Origin of the sequence: Bacteroides sp. D20, assembly GCF_003436255.1 — a bacterium.
Taxonomy (GTDB): Bacteria; Bacteroidota; Bacteroidia; order Bacteroidales; family Bacteroidaceae; genus Bacteroides; species Bacteroides uniformis.
On the sequence record NZ_QSOO01000003.1, the window covers coordinates 43,668 to 60,350 of the forward strand.

5 protein-coding genes are annotated in these 16,683 nt (G+C 46.5%); 2 read left to right on the forward strand and 3 right to left on the reverse strand.

The genetic code is table 11. The features are described from left to right. Positions 1-5: 5 nt before the first annotated feature. The 3 genes from DXD78_RS03800 to DXD78_RS03810 all read right to left on the reverse strand — a co-directional run bounded on the left by DXD78_RS03800 (position 6) and on the right by DXD78_RS03810 (position 10,468). Entirely contained in the window at positions 6-4,268 is a 4,263-nt protein-coding gene (locus DXD78_RS03800; protein WP_057087311.1) for a glycoside hydrolase family 2 TIM barrel-domain containing protein, read from the reverse strand. A gap of 22 nt (positions 4,269-4,290) precedes the next feature. Then, positions 4,291-8,358 carry a hybrid sensor histidine kinase/response regulator transcription factor gene (locus DXD78_RS03805; protein ID WP_005824829.1) on the reverse strand — a complete coding sequence of 1,356 codons (4,068 nt, stop codon included), beginning with the start codon at positions 8,356-8,358 and terminating at the stop codon, positions 4,291-4,293. 160 nt (positions 8,359-8,518) lie between these two features. Then, positions 8,519-10,468 (reverse strand): glycoside hydrolase family 97 protein, encoded by a 1,950-nt coding sequence (locus DXD78_RS03810; protein ID WP_005824831.1) that lies wholly within the window; start codon positions 10,466-10,468, stop codon positions 8,519-8,521. A 331-nt stretch (positions 10,469-10,799) separates the two neighbouring features. Between DXD78_RS03810 and DXD78_RS03815 the strand changes: the two genes are divergently transcribed. Next, the gene (locus DXD78_RS03815) at positions 10,800-14,429 is read left to right on the forward strand and encodes a glycoside hydrolase family 38 C-terminal domain-containing protein (protein WP_009037477.1); all 3,630 of its coding nucleotides are present in this window, start codon (positions 10,800-10,802) and stop codon (positions 14,427-14,429) included. Between the two features lie 147 nt (positions 14,430-14,576). Next, positions 14,577-16,643, forward strand: a complete 2,067-nt coding sequence (locus DXD78_RS03820; RefSeq protein ID WP_009037476.1) for a beta-L-arabinofuranosidase domain-containing protein — start codon at positions 14,577-14,579, stop codon at positions 16,641-16,643. Positions 16,644-16,683: the final 40 nt, after the last annotated feature.

The window sequence follows — 16,683 nt, forward strand, 5'->3', positions numbered from 1 at the left end:
TAAAATTATTCTTCCAAGATTATCTCTAATTCTGCTATGGCAGCTTTCTTTCCTTTGTCATGGGCCGATAATCCCAATAGTTTCACATAACGTGCCCGGCAAGGAGTAAATTCTATAGTTTGCGTTGCTGTACCTATATGGAAGGTGCCATAGATAATGGGCTGCCCCCAATTTTTTCCATCTTTGCTTGCATATACTTCATAGGAAGCTATCCGTCCTTCTTCGCTATCTTGTCGCGGAGTGTAGCGGATACCCTTTATAGTGGCCTCTTTGGATAGGGAAAGATGTATCTCATGAGGGTAGGGAGCTATGTAGAATTGGTTGTGTACCGTGTGCCAATAGGTGTTTATGTTACCGTCTGCCGCCAGCTTCATGCTGTTGTCTGCATCGCTGTCTACGGAGACCACTATTTGTCTCTGGGATGCTCCGCTGATGTTTTTCAGGATGCTCACATTCAGTTCGGCTGCCGAAGCCCATTTCCTGCCGTGCATTTCGGACAAGGGAACGAATTTGAAGTAACGGGCAGTGACGGGTGTTTCCAATGTTATGGTTTGGGCAGACGTCAGATTGGAGAATGTACCTTTGACGGTGCTTTCCCAATTTTTTCCGTCTTTGCTGAAGCTTAGCTCGTAGTCTTTGACGTGTCCGTTATCATTGGAATGTCGTGCTGTGTAGATGAATTTGTCCACTACCAGTAGGGAAGCCATGTCTACCACAATGCTGTGTGGAAACTCTGGAATGGGTTCGTGCCAACGGGTGTGCCAATACGTGGAAGGGTCTCCGTCGATGGCGTTTTGCGCCTCTTCTCCTTGGCTGTCGCTGCTGGAGGAGACCACCTTCCATGCCGAGTGGTCTACGAATATGGGTAGTTCCATAGTAGTGACCAGGCTCTTGCCTAATTTTCCGGAAACAGCGTATGTTTGTATCTTTCCACCGTCAATGAACTCGAATGGAGCTGTGTATTCCCGGTATTCGTTACCGTTAAGGCTGTAGAAGATGGTCGCGTCCGGAGTTCCAGTACTCATTTGCAGGTAACCGTTGTTATCGCGTTCTACCATTACGGGCATGCATGCAGGCATCTGTACGCGTGCTTTCTTGGTAAGCTCACTTTGCGTGTAGCTTCTTTCCAAAGGCATCATGATGAAGCTGAATGCTACGGGAGTTGCTTGCAGTTCGTATTTTTTCATCGGGCCCGGACCGCAGCTTGCGTTGCCCAGAGGACGATTGTGGGCATCAAGACAAAGAACTGTCTCCTTGCGCATCGGGATGTCGTATTTGTGAATCAGTTTTTGCAGATGGTCGGGATCTGCCATGTCTTGTGCTCTGACATGCAGGGCAGAAGCCGCCATTTGGTCGCCTGCCACGAAAACGAAGCCCATACCGTCGGCGTTGGTGATGGAAATCCAGCGTACCTCTTCATGGTTACCCATCTCCTGAGGCTTTACATAGTTCACCCATTGGTCGGATACTGTACTTTCGTATACGCCTATTGGGGTGGCATCCTTGCGGTCTACGTAGTTTTCCCATGGGCCACGTCCATACCAACGCATACGCTCGAAGCCTTCGGGCAGTTCCATTCGATAGCCCACACGCGGAATGATTTCGCTGTCGGATACCGGGATGATGACACTGTTCACCATGATGGAACCATCGGCATTTACGGTGTATTCTATTTCTGTGCGATACTCAAAACCGAGTTTACCTTTGTGGCAGTTCCGGATGTGCAGGGTTATTCTGTCCTCTTCTTGGTGGGTTTCCCATTTGCCGGTTTCCGCTTGCAGCTGGTAAAGGCCTTTGCGTTGCCAATCGCCACTTACCTGTTTATCGTTGTCGGTGGGAGCACGGAAGAGGTTCAGTTCGAGTCCTTTACTTATCAGGGGGATATTATTCAATGTATATGCCGATAAAGTTCCTTCTTCCTTGGAGAAGACAGCTTCAAAACGTTCACCTTTCACCACCAATGCGTCGGCAGTTTCGTTTAGATTGATGTTTCCTTTTTCGGGTACGAATATAGGTTTCTCGCTGCTTGATAGCTTGAATTGTTCGGTGGCTACCTCGTAGTCGGCTTTTGCCCATTCGGTATCTCTTTTTTGGCAGAAACTGAAATTGATAAAGTATTCTGCTCCGGGTACCTTCGTTGCGGGTATGTCTGGCAGGGTGATGACTTTGCTTGCCTGTGCTTCCAGCTTCAAATCTTCCAGATTGCCTGAGCAGACGGTCCTTCCATCTTCCGTTATTTCATATCTCCCGTAGAGGTCTTCCATATTGGCATGGAATCGCTTGTTGCTGATTCTATATTTGCCATTCCCTAATGCTTCTATGCGGATGGGTTGATGTATCTTCTTCATTTCATAGGATTTGGCAGATAATGTACGGTCGGAGAAGATGACGCCGTTGGTACAGAAGTTACCGTCGTTGGGCTTGTCACCAAAGTCACCGCCTACGGCCATGTAGAAGCCTTTGCCGTCGGGAGTGGGCATACGCAGGCTTTGGTCTACCCAATCCCAGATGAAACCTCCGATGAGTGCCGGATAGCGTTCGTAGGTTTCCCAGTATTCCTTGAAGTTTCCTATGGAATTTCCCATGGCATGGGCATACTCGCATACTACGTGCGGTTTCACGATCTCGCCCTTTTGTATTTTCTCCAATCGTTCACGGCCTACGTTTTCCAGCCAGTCCACACTTGGGTACATGCAACTGGTCACGTCGCAGAAAGAACTGTTTCCCTCGTAGTGGGTGGGGCGGGTAGTATCCAAACGTTTGATGGCCTTTTCAGCAGTGGAGAAGTTGTTTCCGTTTCCCGATTCGTTGCCCATGGACCACATTACGATGGAAGCGTGGTTACGGAAACGTTTCACTTGGTTCTCGTTGCGCTCGGTGAATGATTTTTCCCATTGTGGCTCGTGTGAGAGACGCATTTCGCCGTGACACTCTACATTGGCTTCTGCCAATACATAGATGCCATAGCGGTCGCATAGGTCGTAAAAGTAAGGGTTGTTGGGGTAATGGGAGGTACGGACGGCGTTTACGTTCAGCGCTTTCATTAGTTGTACGTCCTTTTCCATCTCTTCTTTGGAGACGGTACGGCCATTCAATGGGCTGTGATCGTGGCGGTTGACACCTTTGAAAAGAGTGGGTTTGCCGTTAATCAGCAGTTGTCCGTTTTTGGCAAACTCTATTTCGCGGAAGCCTACCTTTACACTACGTAGGTCTGTCACTTTTCCCTTCTGTTTTAGGGTCAGGGTCAGGTTGTAGAGGCTGGGTGTTTCGGCTGTCCATTTCAGTGGGTTCTCCACATCGAATTCCAGATGGGTACTACCTGTTTTTGTGGCGTGGATAGTGCGTGATAGCACTTCCTTTCCTTCTGTGTCGGAGAGCTTCACTATGAGTTCGGCAGAACTTTTCTTACCGGTGATTTCCACGTCCAAAAAAACTGTAGCATTACGATAATCTCCGTCCAAGTCGGTTCGGAAGAAGAAGTCCCTAATTTGCGTGCGTGGTGCTGACCATAGGAATACATCGCGGAAGATACCGCTGAACCGCCAGAAATCTTGACATTCAAGAAAACTTCCATCGGTGAAACGGTACACTTCAACTGCCAATGTGTTTTTTCCTTCTTGTAAATAGGGAGTCAGATTGAACTCGGCAGGTAAGTAGCTGTCTTCTGAATAGCCCACTTTTTTACCGTTCAACCAAAGATAGAAACCTGCTTCCACTCCATTGAAGCGAATAAATACATCTCTGCCCTTCCAAGATGTGGGCAAAGTGAATTCACGTCGGTAACTGCCTACGGGATTGGGCATGTTGGCAAAAGTATAGTCTGCCGGGCGAGGTTGGATGACGTTGGGCCATTGTACTCCTTTACTGTAATCACAGAAAGGGTAAATGGTATTACAATACAAAGGCTTGTCCCAGGGCTTGTTATGGCGTACAGCCTCTATCTGCCATGTGGCGGGCACTTTGATGTTATCCCAGTCACTTACGTCGTAGTCGGGCTTGAAGAAATCCTTCGGCCGTTTTTCGGGGTCGGCCACCCAATGGAATTTCCATGTACCGTTCAGAGTTTGATAATAGGGGGATTCCTCGATGCTCAGGCGTAGGGCTTGTCCTTCGTCGGCAAAGGGAATGGCGGTTTGGCATGCCGTTTCTTTGTTCACTCCCGAAATGTTCAGGTCATTCCATTCGGGCTGTTCGTGAGTTTGTGCTGTTGCGGCTGCGGTAGCAAGCAGCCCGGTGAATGCGATACTCAAAAAAGAGCTTCTTTTCATAAATGCAGATGGTATAAGATGATTAAGTATTAGTGATTTCCTGTCCTTCCCTCACGTTCTTCTTTTGCCGTTCGCAGTATTGACGGGGCGGCATTCCGTAACGTTGTGAAAAAGCTTTATAGAAAGTGCTTCGGTTGGTGAATCCCGTGCGGTCCATCAGCTCTTCGATGGTGAAGTTGCTGGAGACTAACAAGCGTTCCGCCGTGGAGAGGCGGTATTCTTTGATGATGTCGGCAGGCGATTTGTCAGTAAGTGGTTTCAGTTTGCGGTAGAACTGCCGGCTGCTGTAGCCCATTTCCTTACTCAAAAGTTCTACTTGCAGGTCTGGATTGGCTAAGTTCTTTTCAATGACTTCTGTCATTTTCTCTAAGAATTCTTGTTCTTCTTTGTGCAAGCAGCTTCCTTCTTTCCAGGTAAAGGTGCTGAGTGCCGAACTATAATATTCCTTCAGGTTTTCTTCGCGGCGGATGAGATGATAGACCATCTTTTCCAAATATTTCACATTGAAAGGCTTGGTGACATAGGCATCCGCCCCCGATTCCAGTCCTTTTACTTGGTCGTCTTCGTGATGCAGTGCTGAGAGCAGGATTAGGGGAATATGGCTCCACAGCTTGTGTTGCTTGATGGTGGAGGTGAAGGATAACCCATCTATATCGGGCATCATCACGTCTGAGATGATGAGATCTGGCTGTCGTTGCTCCAGGCTGTCTAATGCCTTTTGGGCATTATTGAAAGAGAGTACGTTGTATTTCTCTGTGAATATTTCGGATACGAACCACAGCATGGAAGGGTCATCATCTATCACCATGACCGTCTGCTTGTTTGCGTCGAATTCTTGGGTGTATTTTTCGGGCAATTCTTGCACTTCTTCGGTGGGAATGCTTGGAGAAGCCGCTTCGTATGCTGTTTGCGGTACTTCTTGTCCGTTGGGGGGGAGCGAGGGAAGGCTTACAGTGAAGGTGGTCAGTTCGCCCGGTGTGCTTTCGATGTTTATGTCTCCTTCCAACAGTGTCACCATGTTTTTGCAGATGGCCAACCCCAGTCCGTTTCTTGAGTTTTTGCCGTTCATCTCCACGGAGTCGAGAATCTTATAGCGGTCGAATATCTTTCCGAGATTTTCCGGTGTGATGCCTTTGCCGGTATTGGCTATCTTCAAAATAAGACGTTCGTTTTTCGTGTACAATGTTACGCTGATGTTCCCCTTGTCGGGTGTGTACTTGAAAGCGTTGGATATGAGGTTTCCGGCTATTTTGTTGAAGCAGCTCAGGTCGGTGTTCCATGTCAGTTCGGGGGCTATGTCAAGGCAGTAGTTCATTTCTCTGTTTTCCGCCATGTCACCGAAGGATTCGGCGATGTCCCTTAACTTTTCGGAAACAGGTTGCGGCTGTATGGAGAGCATTTTGTTTTCCGTTTCCAGTCTTCTGAACTCCAGCAATTCCACAATGAGACCATTCAGCTTTTCCACATTTTGCTGAATCATCTTGGCGTAGCGGTGCGTGTAGATATCTGTCTCCTTGTGGGTGAGTATCTTCTCGCACGGTCCCTGAATCAGGGTGAGGGGGGTGCAAAACTCGTGGGTGATGTTGGTGAAGAAGCGTAGTTTTGATTCATAGACTTCCTCTTTTTTCTGTCGTTCCATTTTCTTCATCATGTGCTGCCGCTTCAGGCGGTAGGTATAGAATGCATAGGCGACTATGCCTGTACATAATAGTAACCCTAACAAAAAGTAGCCCACATAGGCCCAGGTACTGAGATACCAGGGAGGAGCGATGTAAATGGTGAAGGCTTGCGGATGGCTTTCTTTACCGTTGATGTTGTTGCGGTATTTCACAAACAGAGTATATTCTCCGGGGGAAAGGTTGGAGAAGATGGCATTGGGTGAAACTCCGTTTTCTATCCATTGGTCGCTTGCTTCCTTTAGTTTATAGGAGTAGAAATAGTCGTTTCCGTTAATGTAGTCTGTTATCCGGAAGTTGAGCTGGAAGAAGTTGTGTTTGTAGTCCAGTTGTAGCACGGGCTTCCCGTCTTTGTAATGTAAAAAGTCATGCAGGTTGTATTCCTTACCGAAGATGGAAAGTCCTTTCAGGCTGATTTCGGGCATATAGTCCGTGGTGATGTAAGAATCGGGCTTCACGGTGACGAAGCCGTTTACACCTCCAAAGAAAAGGATTCCCGTAGCATTGTCTTTGTAGAAGGCTCCATCACTAAATTCGGTCACGGCCAGTCCGTTTCCGTTGTTGTAGGTCTGCTTGGTCTGTTCTTGGGGATTGAGTCTCATTAATCCTTGATTGGTACTCACCCAGAGATTGCCTCGGTTGTCCTCCAAGATACCATGTACGGTGCTGTTGGTGTAGAGCTTTGCACTGATGCTGTCTGGGTTTCCGTCTTCGTTTGAGTAGAAGCGGAGAAGCCCTGATCCAGTGCCCAGCCAGTAGCCTTGCTCGTTTTTGTGTATGGCGAACACATCGTTGGCGGTTTGGCTGTTTACCAAGTTGTTGAAGCGGAACTGTGCCATTTCTCCAGTACGTACATCAATGCGGTAGGCTCCGAGCCCTCTGTTCCCGAACCACAGCGTAGAGCTGCTTTCACGGTAGGAGGTGAAAAAATAGTTTGATGCCATATGTCCGTTACTCACCAAAGTCCGTGTAGCATGCTTCACAATAGGATCTTTTCTCTGATTTTCTAATGTCACCTTTACGATTCCTTCGCCCACGGTGGAAATCCAAAGTGTACTGTCATTGGTTTGATCAATGGAGTGCACATATTTCACTTTGGTTCCATTGGCTTGTACCGCCAGTTCTTTCAATTGGTGGGTAGAGTAGGAATAATAATTGATTCCGTTTTCCGTACCTATCCAAAGTCGGTCTTTTCCACCGGGTGCAAAACAGTAGACGGAGTTGTCGGTCAATGTGCTGTTACCGGTGATGAGACGATCATGTTTTTCGGGTGTATTGTTGACAAGATAATTCGGTATACGCAATATGCCACTGCCTTTGGTTCCTATCCATAAGGTTTGCTGTGGGTCGAGGTAAAGGCTGCGTACCGGGTTGTTCACCTGATATGCGGGAGTGTTGAGCAGGGTGTTGGTCATGGTGAATGTGTCATTGTAAAGCATGTATAACCCTTCTCCGTCGGTAGCTACCCATACGATATCTTGAAATTTGTCTTTCATCAGACAGAAGATGCCCGACTGTATTTCAGTGTATTCTATACGGTATTTAATCTTTTGGTTTGCTTCATATTTCAGTACTATCAAGCCGCTGCTTTTGAAACCGATACAGAAGTCATTTTCTCGTTTGATGATGGAAGATACTTCACCTCGTTTTTCTATTTCGTCTTTCAGGTCGGCAATGTAGTAACACTGTCGGTTGCTGAAACTATATTCGTAGAGGGCATAGGTTTCATCAATGAAGTAGGCTGAATCTTCTCCGATGAAGGCATGCTTCAAGCCGTGATGTCCAAATGGCTTTTCCGGAATCAGTGTCACGCTTTTTCCCGTGTGGTTCAGACGATAGCAACGAGTGTTGTTTCCAGTTGCGAATATCCAAAGCAGGTTGTTGGAATCAATGGTCATGGACAGTACTTTATTAAAATCCATGGAAGAGATGTTTAACTGGAGAAATTTCTGGTTCTCTTGTTGGTAGTGATACAGATTTCCGTCATCTTTCAGCACTAACATGCACTTGTTTTTGCTTCGTGCCAAGAAGATGTTGTCCTTGAATTCGGTAAAGGTCCGGCAGGTCTGTCGGTATGTATCCAATCTGTCTAACCCGTAGTTGGTTTGTAACCACAGTATGCCTGGCTCTGATTCTACGATCTGGCTGATAATGTTGCCTGACAATAGGTTGCGTGACACATCAACGGGCGTATATAGGTGGATATTGTTGCCGTCAAACACGTTCAGTCCGTCGCATGTTCCTATCCATAGTACACCTTGGCTATCTTGGTAAAGGGATTGGATGGCACTATTGGAAAGACCGTTTTTATTGGAGAATTGCCGTAGGCTGTAAGCGTACACAAAATCCGGAAAACAGCATAAGAGGCTGATAAGCAATAAAATCGTATGGCCTTTCCAGTATATGTCTTTCATGTGGCTTGTTGTATTGATTTTAAGTTGCAAAGATATATTTTAAGGTGGAAACAGTCAATATTTGCAATATATTTCTTTAGTTGTAGGCTTACAGTTTGCTTTGTATCTGCTCCGTATCCTTAGAAATGTATTTGTACGGAGCAGATAGGTATGGATATGATTAGCGAATGACCGCAGCGAATCCACCGTTGCGTGCCAAACGGACTGTGATATGGTTGCCTTTCTTCAAGGATTGTTCTTGCTTGCGATAGTCCATGGCTTGGTGGTCAGCGTTGATGCCGTCTTCAAAAGAGGTCATGAGATAATTTTTTCCTTCTTGCAGGAAATCAAGGGAGATGTTAAAGACCCGTTCACGTTCGCGGTTGTTGGTCATGCCTCCTATATACCATTGTTCTCCTTTGCGTTTGGCCACGATGGCATATTCTCCTGCTTTGGCTTCGAGAGCGATGGTTTCGTCCCATGTTTGGGGTACTTGGGTGATGAAACGTGTACACTCGTCGTTGCGATAATAGAGGGTAGGATTGTCTGCCATCATCTGCAGGCCGGTTTCAAAAAGAACAAAGAGTGCCATCTGATAGGCACGTGTGCCGATGCTGGCAGAATTGGGACGTTCGGAATGGTAGACTTCAGGCTGCATGCTAAGCATGGCGCCGGGAGTATAGTCCATGGCTCCTACTGCGTTGCGTATGAAGGGGAAATAGACACTGTTGTCGGGACGGCATCCGCCCATTTGCTCCATACCTCTTACGCCTTCGTAGGAGAGTACGTTTGGGTATTTGTATTCTAATCCGGCAGGTTTGAAAGCACCGTGAAAGTCAACGAAGAGATGGTGTTTGGCGGCTTCATGTGCTACGCGTTCATAGAAGTTTACCATCCATTGGTCGCTACGATCCATGAAATCTATCTTTACGCCTTTCACACCCCACTTTTCGAAAGTTTCGAATAGGTCAAAGTGGTTTTCTACCGTAAGCCAAGTGAGCCATAACACAATGCCTACGTTTTTTTCTTTGCCGTAGCGGATGAGTTCGTGTATGTCTACCGAGGGATTGGGTTTATAGGGGTTGCGGGTGTTCATGGCCCAGCCTTCGTCCATTACTATATATTCTACGCCGTAGTGGGATGCGAAGTCGATGAAGTATTTGTAGGTGTCAAGGTTGCAACCTGCTTTGAAGTCCACGTCGGGGCCGTAGGGTGTGGCTCCGTTCCACCATTCCCAGCTGGCTAGTCCTGGTTTAATCCAAGAGGTGTTTTCTATGACATTCTTTTCAGCGAGGCGATAGGATAGAGTGTTTTCTATAAGTTTGCGGTCATCGTCGGTAATGACGAAGTAACGCCATGGATAACTGCGCTTGCCTGCGGTACGGGCTATGCAGTTGGCTTCTTTCAGAATCTTGAGACTGCGGTCACCGTCTTCTCCGAATTCAAGAGGCAGACGGGGGAAGACGGCGGTAATGCCGCCTTGTCCATCGTTTTTCAGAAACATGGCGGGATAGTCTGTCAGATTGGTTTCACTCATGAGGATTTTGTCACCTTTGGGTGTGCTGGCTAAAAGGGGAAGCAGAGCCATGCGATTGGAGTTTTTCCACTCGCTGCTTGTTTGGTGGCGATATTCTTCTTCATAGGAAGTCTTAAAGCCGTCAGGTTGCTGAAGATGTAGCAGGCAATCATCCACAAAGTTCAGGCGGAGGATTTCATTCATTATTTCTTGCTCGCCTTTCAGGTCAGTAAGGAAGCGGTAGGCGAATCCGTCATCAAAGGCACGGAACTCTACTGAATAGCCTCCTTTAAACTTCAGTAGCAATTGGTTGTAGCGGTTGGTTATAGTAGAGAATTTCAGGGGTACGATGGGAGTCAGTTCCTCGTTTACATTTTGGCGTACTACTTTGTTTAGTTTAGGATGGATGCCCAGCTGGTGGTTGGCAGTTTCCAGACCAATGACACAGTTGTCCATCAGTGTTTGATTTCCTTGGGTTACATCATATTGGATTTGATCGGTCAGCTCCACCGAGATGCGGATGTTTCCGCTGGGTGAGGCCAGTTGATGTACTTTCTGTCCGAAAGCGGTCAGTGAGAGGCAGAGAACTGCCGAGAGTAGGAATTGTTTTTTCATGTTCTTAGCTTTTGGATTTTTACAATATACAAAAGTAGTTTGTATTCTGTAGGAAATGTATGCTATTTATGACATAAATATATAAAATCATGCCACAGACGACTTTTTACATATCTATGTCGCGAATCTGTACAGTATGAGAGTGAAGGATGGGCTATTTTTGTTACCAACATTCCACATGTCAGAAAACTATTGTTGCCGGATGGAGGCTAAAGAGAGAAGGTGAAAGAGCGGTTTGCGGTTAGAGGAGGCAGCACATTTATAACAAAGAATGCGGTGGTTTATATCGAATTGACATTATCTTTTACGAAAAAACAATAATAACAAAACCATGAAAAAGAGACGAATACTGATGGGGAAGACCCATCTGATAGCGGGAGCCGTGATGTTGGCCGTTGCAGGAGGACAATTATCGGCTCAGACCGTTGCACCGAAGAAAGCAAAAGCGTACATGGTGGCAGATGCCCACTTGGACACGCAGTGGAACTGGGACATTCAGACTACTATTAAGGATTATGTTTGGAATACCTTGAATCAGAACCTTTTCCTTTTGAACCAGTACCCCGACTATATCTTTAATTTTGAAGGTGGAGTGAAATATGCTTGGATGAAGGAATATTATCCTCGTGAATACGAACTGATGAAGGCTTTTGTAAAGGCAGGTCGATGGCATGTGAGTGGGGCCAGTTGGGATGCTACCGACACTTTGGTGCCGTCTGTTGAATCGTTTATTCGCAACATTATGCTGGGGCAGGAGTTCTATCGTAAGGAGCTGGGGGTAGAAAGTACCGACATCTTCCTTCCCGATTGCTTCGGATTCGGTTGGACATTGCCTACTGTTGCTGCCCATTGTGGACTGATAGGTTTCTCTTCACAGAAGCTGGATTGGCGTAACAATCCTTTCTACGGTAAGAGCAAGCATCCCTTTACCATCGGACTGTGGAAAGGAGTGGATGGAGCGTCCGTCATGCTGGCTCACGGATATGATTACGGTCGTCGTTGGGATAATGAAGACCTTTCAGAAAATAGATATTTGATGGAACTCTCCAAATGCACTCCCCTGAATACCGTTTACCGCTACTATGGAACAGGTGATGTGGGCGGTTCACCTACCATCGCTTCTGTGGCTTCCGTGGAGAAAGGTATCAAGGGAGACGGTCCGTTGAAGATTATCAGTGCAGCCAGTGACCAGTTGTTCAAGGATTACCAGCCCTATGGCAGCCATCCCGAGCTCCCCGTATTTGACGGTGAATTGCTGATGGACGTTCATGGAACCGGCTGCTACACATCACAGGCTGCTATGAAACTCTATAATCGTCAAAATGAACTTTTGGGTGATGCCGCTGAACGTGCTTCTGTGGCTGCTGCCCTTTTGGGGGTTGCCGAATATCCTGGCAAGAGTCTGACGGAGTCTTGGCAGCGCTTCATATTCCACCAATTCCACGATGATTTGACTGGTACCAGCATTCCCCGTGCCTATGAATTTTCTTGGAACGATGAACTTCTCTCTCTGAAACAGTTCTCCAGTATCCTGACTCATTCTGTGGGAAGTGTGGCAGGCAAGCTTGATACTCGTGTCAAGGGGATTCCCGTAGTGCTCTATAACGCTTCGGGCTTCAAGGCTACAGATGTGGTGACCATCGAAGTGGAGGCTTCTCGTTTTCCCAAAAGTGTGGCTGTATATAACGAACAAGGCAAGTTGGTGGTTTCTCAGTTGGTTTCATATACTGATGGAAAGGTCCGCTTGTTAGTAGAAGCCACTGTACCCGCCAATGGATACGCAGTTTACGATGTCCGCCTCTCCGGCGAAGGAAAAGAGATGTCTGCTGTTGAAGCTGCAAGTGTTGAAAATTCGTTCTACAAACTGACATTGAATGAGAACGGTGACATTACTTCACTGTTCGACAAGAGAATCAACAAGGAATTGGTAAAGGCTGGTAAGGCTATTCGTTTAGCCCTCTTCACTGAAAACAAGTCATTCGAATGGCCGGCATGGGAGATATTGAAAGAGACTGTGGACGCTACTCCTATCTCCATCACCGAGGATGTGAAAGTGACTCTTTGCGAAAACGGTGCATTACGTAAGACTCTCTGCGTGGAGAAACGTCACGATGATTCTTTTTTCCGCCAGTACATCCATTTGTATGAAGGTGTATTGGCCCACCGCATTGACTTTACTAACGAAGTGGACTGGCAGTCTACCAACGCTCTGTTGAAGGCTGAGTTTCCCCTCAATTTGAATAATGAGGTGGCCACTTACGACTTGGGCGTAGGCAGCGTGCAGAGAGGAAACAACATCTTGACCGCTTACGAAGTATATGCTCAATATTGGGCAGATTTAACGGACGCTAACGGTTCTTATGGCGTTTCCATCATGAACGACAGCAAATATGGCTGGGACAAGCCTGATAACAACACCCTGCGTCTCACTTTGCTGCACACTCCGAAGACAAAAAAGAACTATGCTTATCAAGATCGTCAGGACTTCGGTCACCATACCTTTACTTACAGCTTGGTAGGTCATGTGGGCGCTTTGGACGTAGTTCAAACCCGCGAGAATGCTGAGTTGCTGAACCAGCGCATCAAGGCGTTCGTTGTTGGAAAGCATCGCGGCGAATTAGGTAAGAGCTATTCATTGGCTTTTTCCGATAACCGGAATGTACTTATTAAAGCCTTAAAGAAAGCCGAAAGTTCAGATGAATATGTGGTACGCGTGTATGAAGCCGCAGGCAAGCAGGCGCAGAAAGCCTCGATTGTCTTTGCCGACAACCTTGTGGCTGCTGTAGAAGCAGATGGTACGGAAAAGACCATCGGTAAGGCTACATTCAGTGGAAATCGCTTGGAAGTGTCAGTCAATCCAAACAGCATTAAGACCTACAAGGTACGTTTTGCTTCCAATAAAAAGGTGCAGACGGTGGCCGAATCATTGCCCCTTGTTTATGATAAGAAGTGCTTCAGTTGGAACGAGTTCAAGGCTGCTGCCAACTTTGAGTCTGGTTATTCTTATGCTGCTGAATTGATACCTGCCGAGATGAATGTGCATGGAGTGCCTTTCAAATTGGAGACACGTGAAGAGCTGAATGGTATGGCTTGCAAGGGCAATGTACTGAAACTGCCCGCCGACTGTACTTATAACAGACTCTATATCCTTGCTGCTGCCGCTTCTGATAAAGATGTGAAGGGGATATTCCGCGTAGGCAAGTATGTGCAGGAAGTCATTGTTCCTTCTTATACTGGCTTCATCGGTCAGTGGGGGCACACCGGACATACGGAAGGTTATCTGAAAGATGCTGAAGTTGCCTATGTGGGTACGCACCGCCATTCCGGTGAAGGCGATCAGCCGTATGAGTTCACTTACATGTTTAAGTTCGCAATAGACCTGCCAGAAAAGGCTACTGAGGTGGTATTGCCCGATAATAAGGATATTGTTATTTTTGCCGCCACTTTGACTGATGTTGCTGCTACTTCTGTTTGTCCCGCTTCCGAACTGTTCCGTACGGCAAACAAGTGCAATCGCTATCAGACGGAAAGCTCCACAGAGAGAGTGAACATTCTGAAGCAGGACATGGTAATGGGCTATTCAAGCTATGTGAACGAGAAAGAGAAGCCGGCTTTCATGGTAGATGGCGACGAAAACACAAAGTGGTGTGCTATTGCTGAAATGCCCCACTACGTAGACTTTGATTTGGGCGGTGAAAGAAGCATTAATGGCTGGAAGTTACTGAACGCTGCCGGCGAAAACCATTCCTACGTCACTTCCTCCTGCTTTCTGCAAGGTAAGAGCGACAAGAATGGTGAATGGCGCACACTGGACTATGTTTCTGGTAATGGTAAGAATGTACTGAATCGCACGCTAAATAAGTCTGAAAGTGTTCGCTACCTGCGTCTTTTAGTGACACAGCCCATGCAATCGGCTTCTGGTAAAGATGTGCGCATTTATGAAATGGAAGTATACGAATAAACAGTTATTATATTCCCATTTTTCAGATCCTTGTGTCTGTCACCACAGACACAAGGATCTGATGATTCTCAGGTGTAAGTGCTTAATGTGAGTAAGTTAACAACTCTATTGAAGTAAATTTATTGGAAATAACAAATACCTTGAAAAATGAAAATTAAAATATTTGCTGTTGTATGTTTATTAGCTGCTAATCTCTTTACAATATCTGCTCAAAAGTGGTTTACGCCTGAGGCGGAGAAACAAGTGGATGCTCTTTTGAGCCAGGTAGTAGAAGGAAACTACAAGAATAATCGCTATCCTCTACTCCGTAAGCCCTTAATGGAACTTCCTTTAGGCAGTATCAAACCTAAAGGCTGGTTGCACGAAATGCTGGTTCGTCAGAAAAATGGCGCCAGTGGTCAGATGGATGTTCTTTACCCTTCGGTTATGGGCAAACGCAATGGTTGGTTAGGTGGTGATGGAGACCAGTGGGAACGCGGTCCATACTGGATAGACGGTCTACTTCCTTTGGCGTATATACTGGATGATGATGTCTTGAAAGCCAAAGTGCAACCTTGGATAGAATGGGCTTTGCAGAGCCAGCGTGAGGACGGATTCTTCGGTCCTGAAAAAGATTATCCGGGAGAGCCTGGACTGCAACGTGATAACTCGCAAGACTGGTGGCCGCGTATGGTCGTGCTGAAAATCCTACAGCAGTATTATTCGGCAACGAACGATAAGAGAGTCGTCGCTTTTATGACAAAATATTTCCGTTATCAACTGAATACCTTGCCGCAAAAACCTTTAGGACACTGGAGCAGTTGGGCAGAATTCCGTGCTTGTGACAATTTGCAAGCTGTATATTGGCTTTATAATCTTACGGGGGAGGATTTTTTGCTTGAATTGGGGCATTTGCTGCACCGGCAGAGTTTCAGTTTCATAGATATGGTAGATAGGGGAGACTTGCGCAGACCCTGCACTATACACTGTGTTAATTTGGCACAAGGCATCAAAGAACCGATTATTTATTATCTGCAAGATACCGACCGGAAATATATTGATGCTGTCAAGGAAGGCTTTCGAGATATTCGCCGGTTCCACGGACAGCCGCAAGGCATGTATGGAGGCGATGAGGCTTTGCATGGAAACAATCCTACACAAGGCTCGGAGTTGTGTTCGGCCGTAGAGTTGATGTACTCGCTGGAAAAAATGGTGGAGATTACAGGAGACATAGACTTTGCCGACCATTTGGAACGCATTGCTTTTAATGCTTTACCAGCCCAAATATCCGATGACTTTATGACTAAGCAATATTTCCAGCAACCGAATCAGGTGATGGTAACACGCCATCGTCGCAACTTCGACCAGGATCATGAAGGGACAGACCTTGCTTTTGGCACTCTGACCGGATACCCATGTTGTTTTTCGAATATGCACCAAGGTTGGCCAAAATTTACACAGCACCTATGGTATGCCACACCTGATAACGGCATTGCAGCCATTGTCTATTCTCCGTCGGAAGTAACAGCCAATGTGGGTGATAATGTACCGGTGGTTATCAGTGAAGATACTTACTATCCGATGGATCATCAGATAACTTTTACCATTAAAGAGGTGAGGAATAAGGTGAAACAAGTGAAATTTCCATTTCACCTGCGTGTTCCGAAGTGGTGCAAGCAAGCTGAAATACGGGTAAATGGAAAGATGGAGCAAACTGTCAAAGGTGGGAAAATAGCTATCGTAGACCGTATATGGAAGCGGAATGATAAGATTGAACTGTATCTGCCCATGGAGGTCTTTACTAGCACTTGGTATGAAAACGCAGTATCTATTGAAAGAGGTCCGTTGGTATATGCCCTGAAAATGGAAGAAAATTGGGAAAAGAAAGAGTTTAAGGATAGTTGGTATGGTTCTTATTATTATCAGGTGACTTCTTCGGATCCATGGAACTACGGATTGGTGGATTTTGACCGTAACAGAATGAACGAGGTGGCCCAAGTAAGTATCAATAGCCAAAAACAGCAATTGGACTTTCCTTGGAATCAGGAAAATGCACCGGTTGAAATAAAGATGAAGGCTCGTCTTATCCCTACTTGGACAGTATATAATGAAATGGCAGGGCCCCAGCCTTTCTCTTTCTGTGGCAGTGCCGAAGGAGGAGAGCAAGAAATCACGCTGATACCCTACGGTTGTACAACCCTGCGTATTTCAGAATTTCCAGTTGTTGGGAAATGATGTTTCCGAAGTATGGGGGAAACGGTGTGTCTGTTTTGTG

What these genes read in the sequence shown, in the direction of transcription:
- DXD78_RS03800 (WP_057087311.1), bottom strand. Translation starts at nt 4,268, where the DNA reads ATGAAAAGAAGCTCTTTTTTGAGTATCGCATTCACCGGGCTGCTTGCT.
- DXD78_RS03805 (WP_005824829.1), bottom strand. Translation starts at nt 8,358, where the DNA reads ATGAAAGACATATACTGGAAAGGCCATACGATTTTATTGCTTATCAGC.
- DXD78_RS03810 (WP_005824831.1), bottom strand. Translation starts at nt 10,468, where the DNA reads ATGAAAAAACAATTCCTACTCTCGGCAGTTCTCTGCCTCTCACTGACC.
- DXD78_RS03815 (WP_009037477.1), top strand. Translation starts at nt 10,800, where the DNA reads ATGAAAAAGAGACGAATACTGATGGGGAAGACCCATCTGATAGCGGGA.
- DXD78_RS03820 (WP_009037476.1), top strand. Translation starts at nt 14,577, where the DNA reads ATGAAAATTAAAATATTTGCTGTTGTATGTTTATTAGCTGCTAATCTC.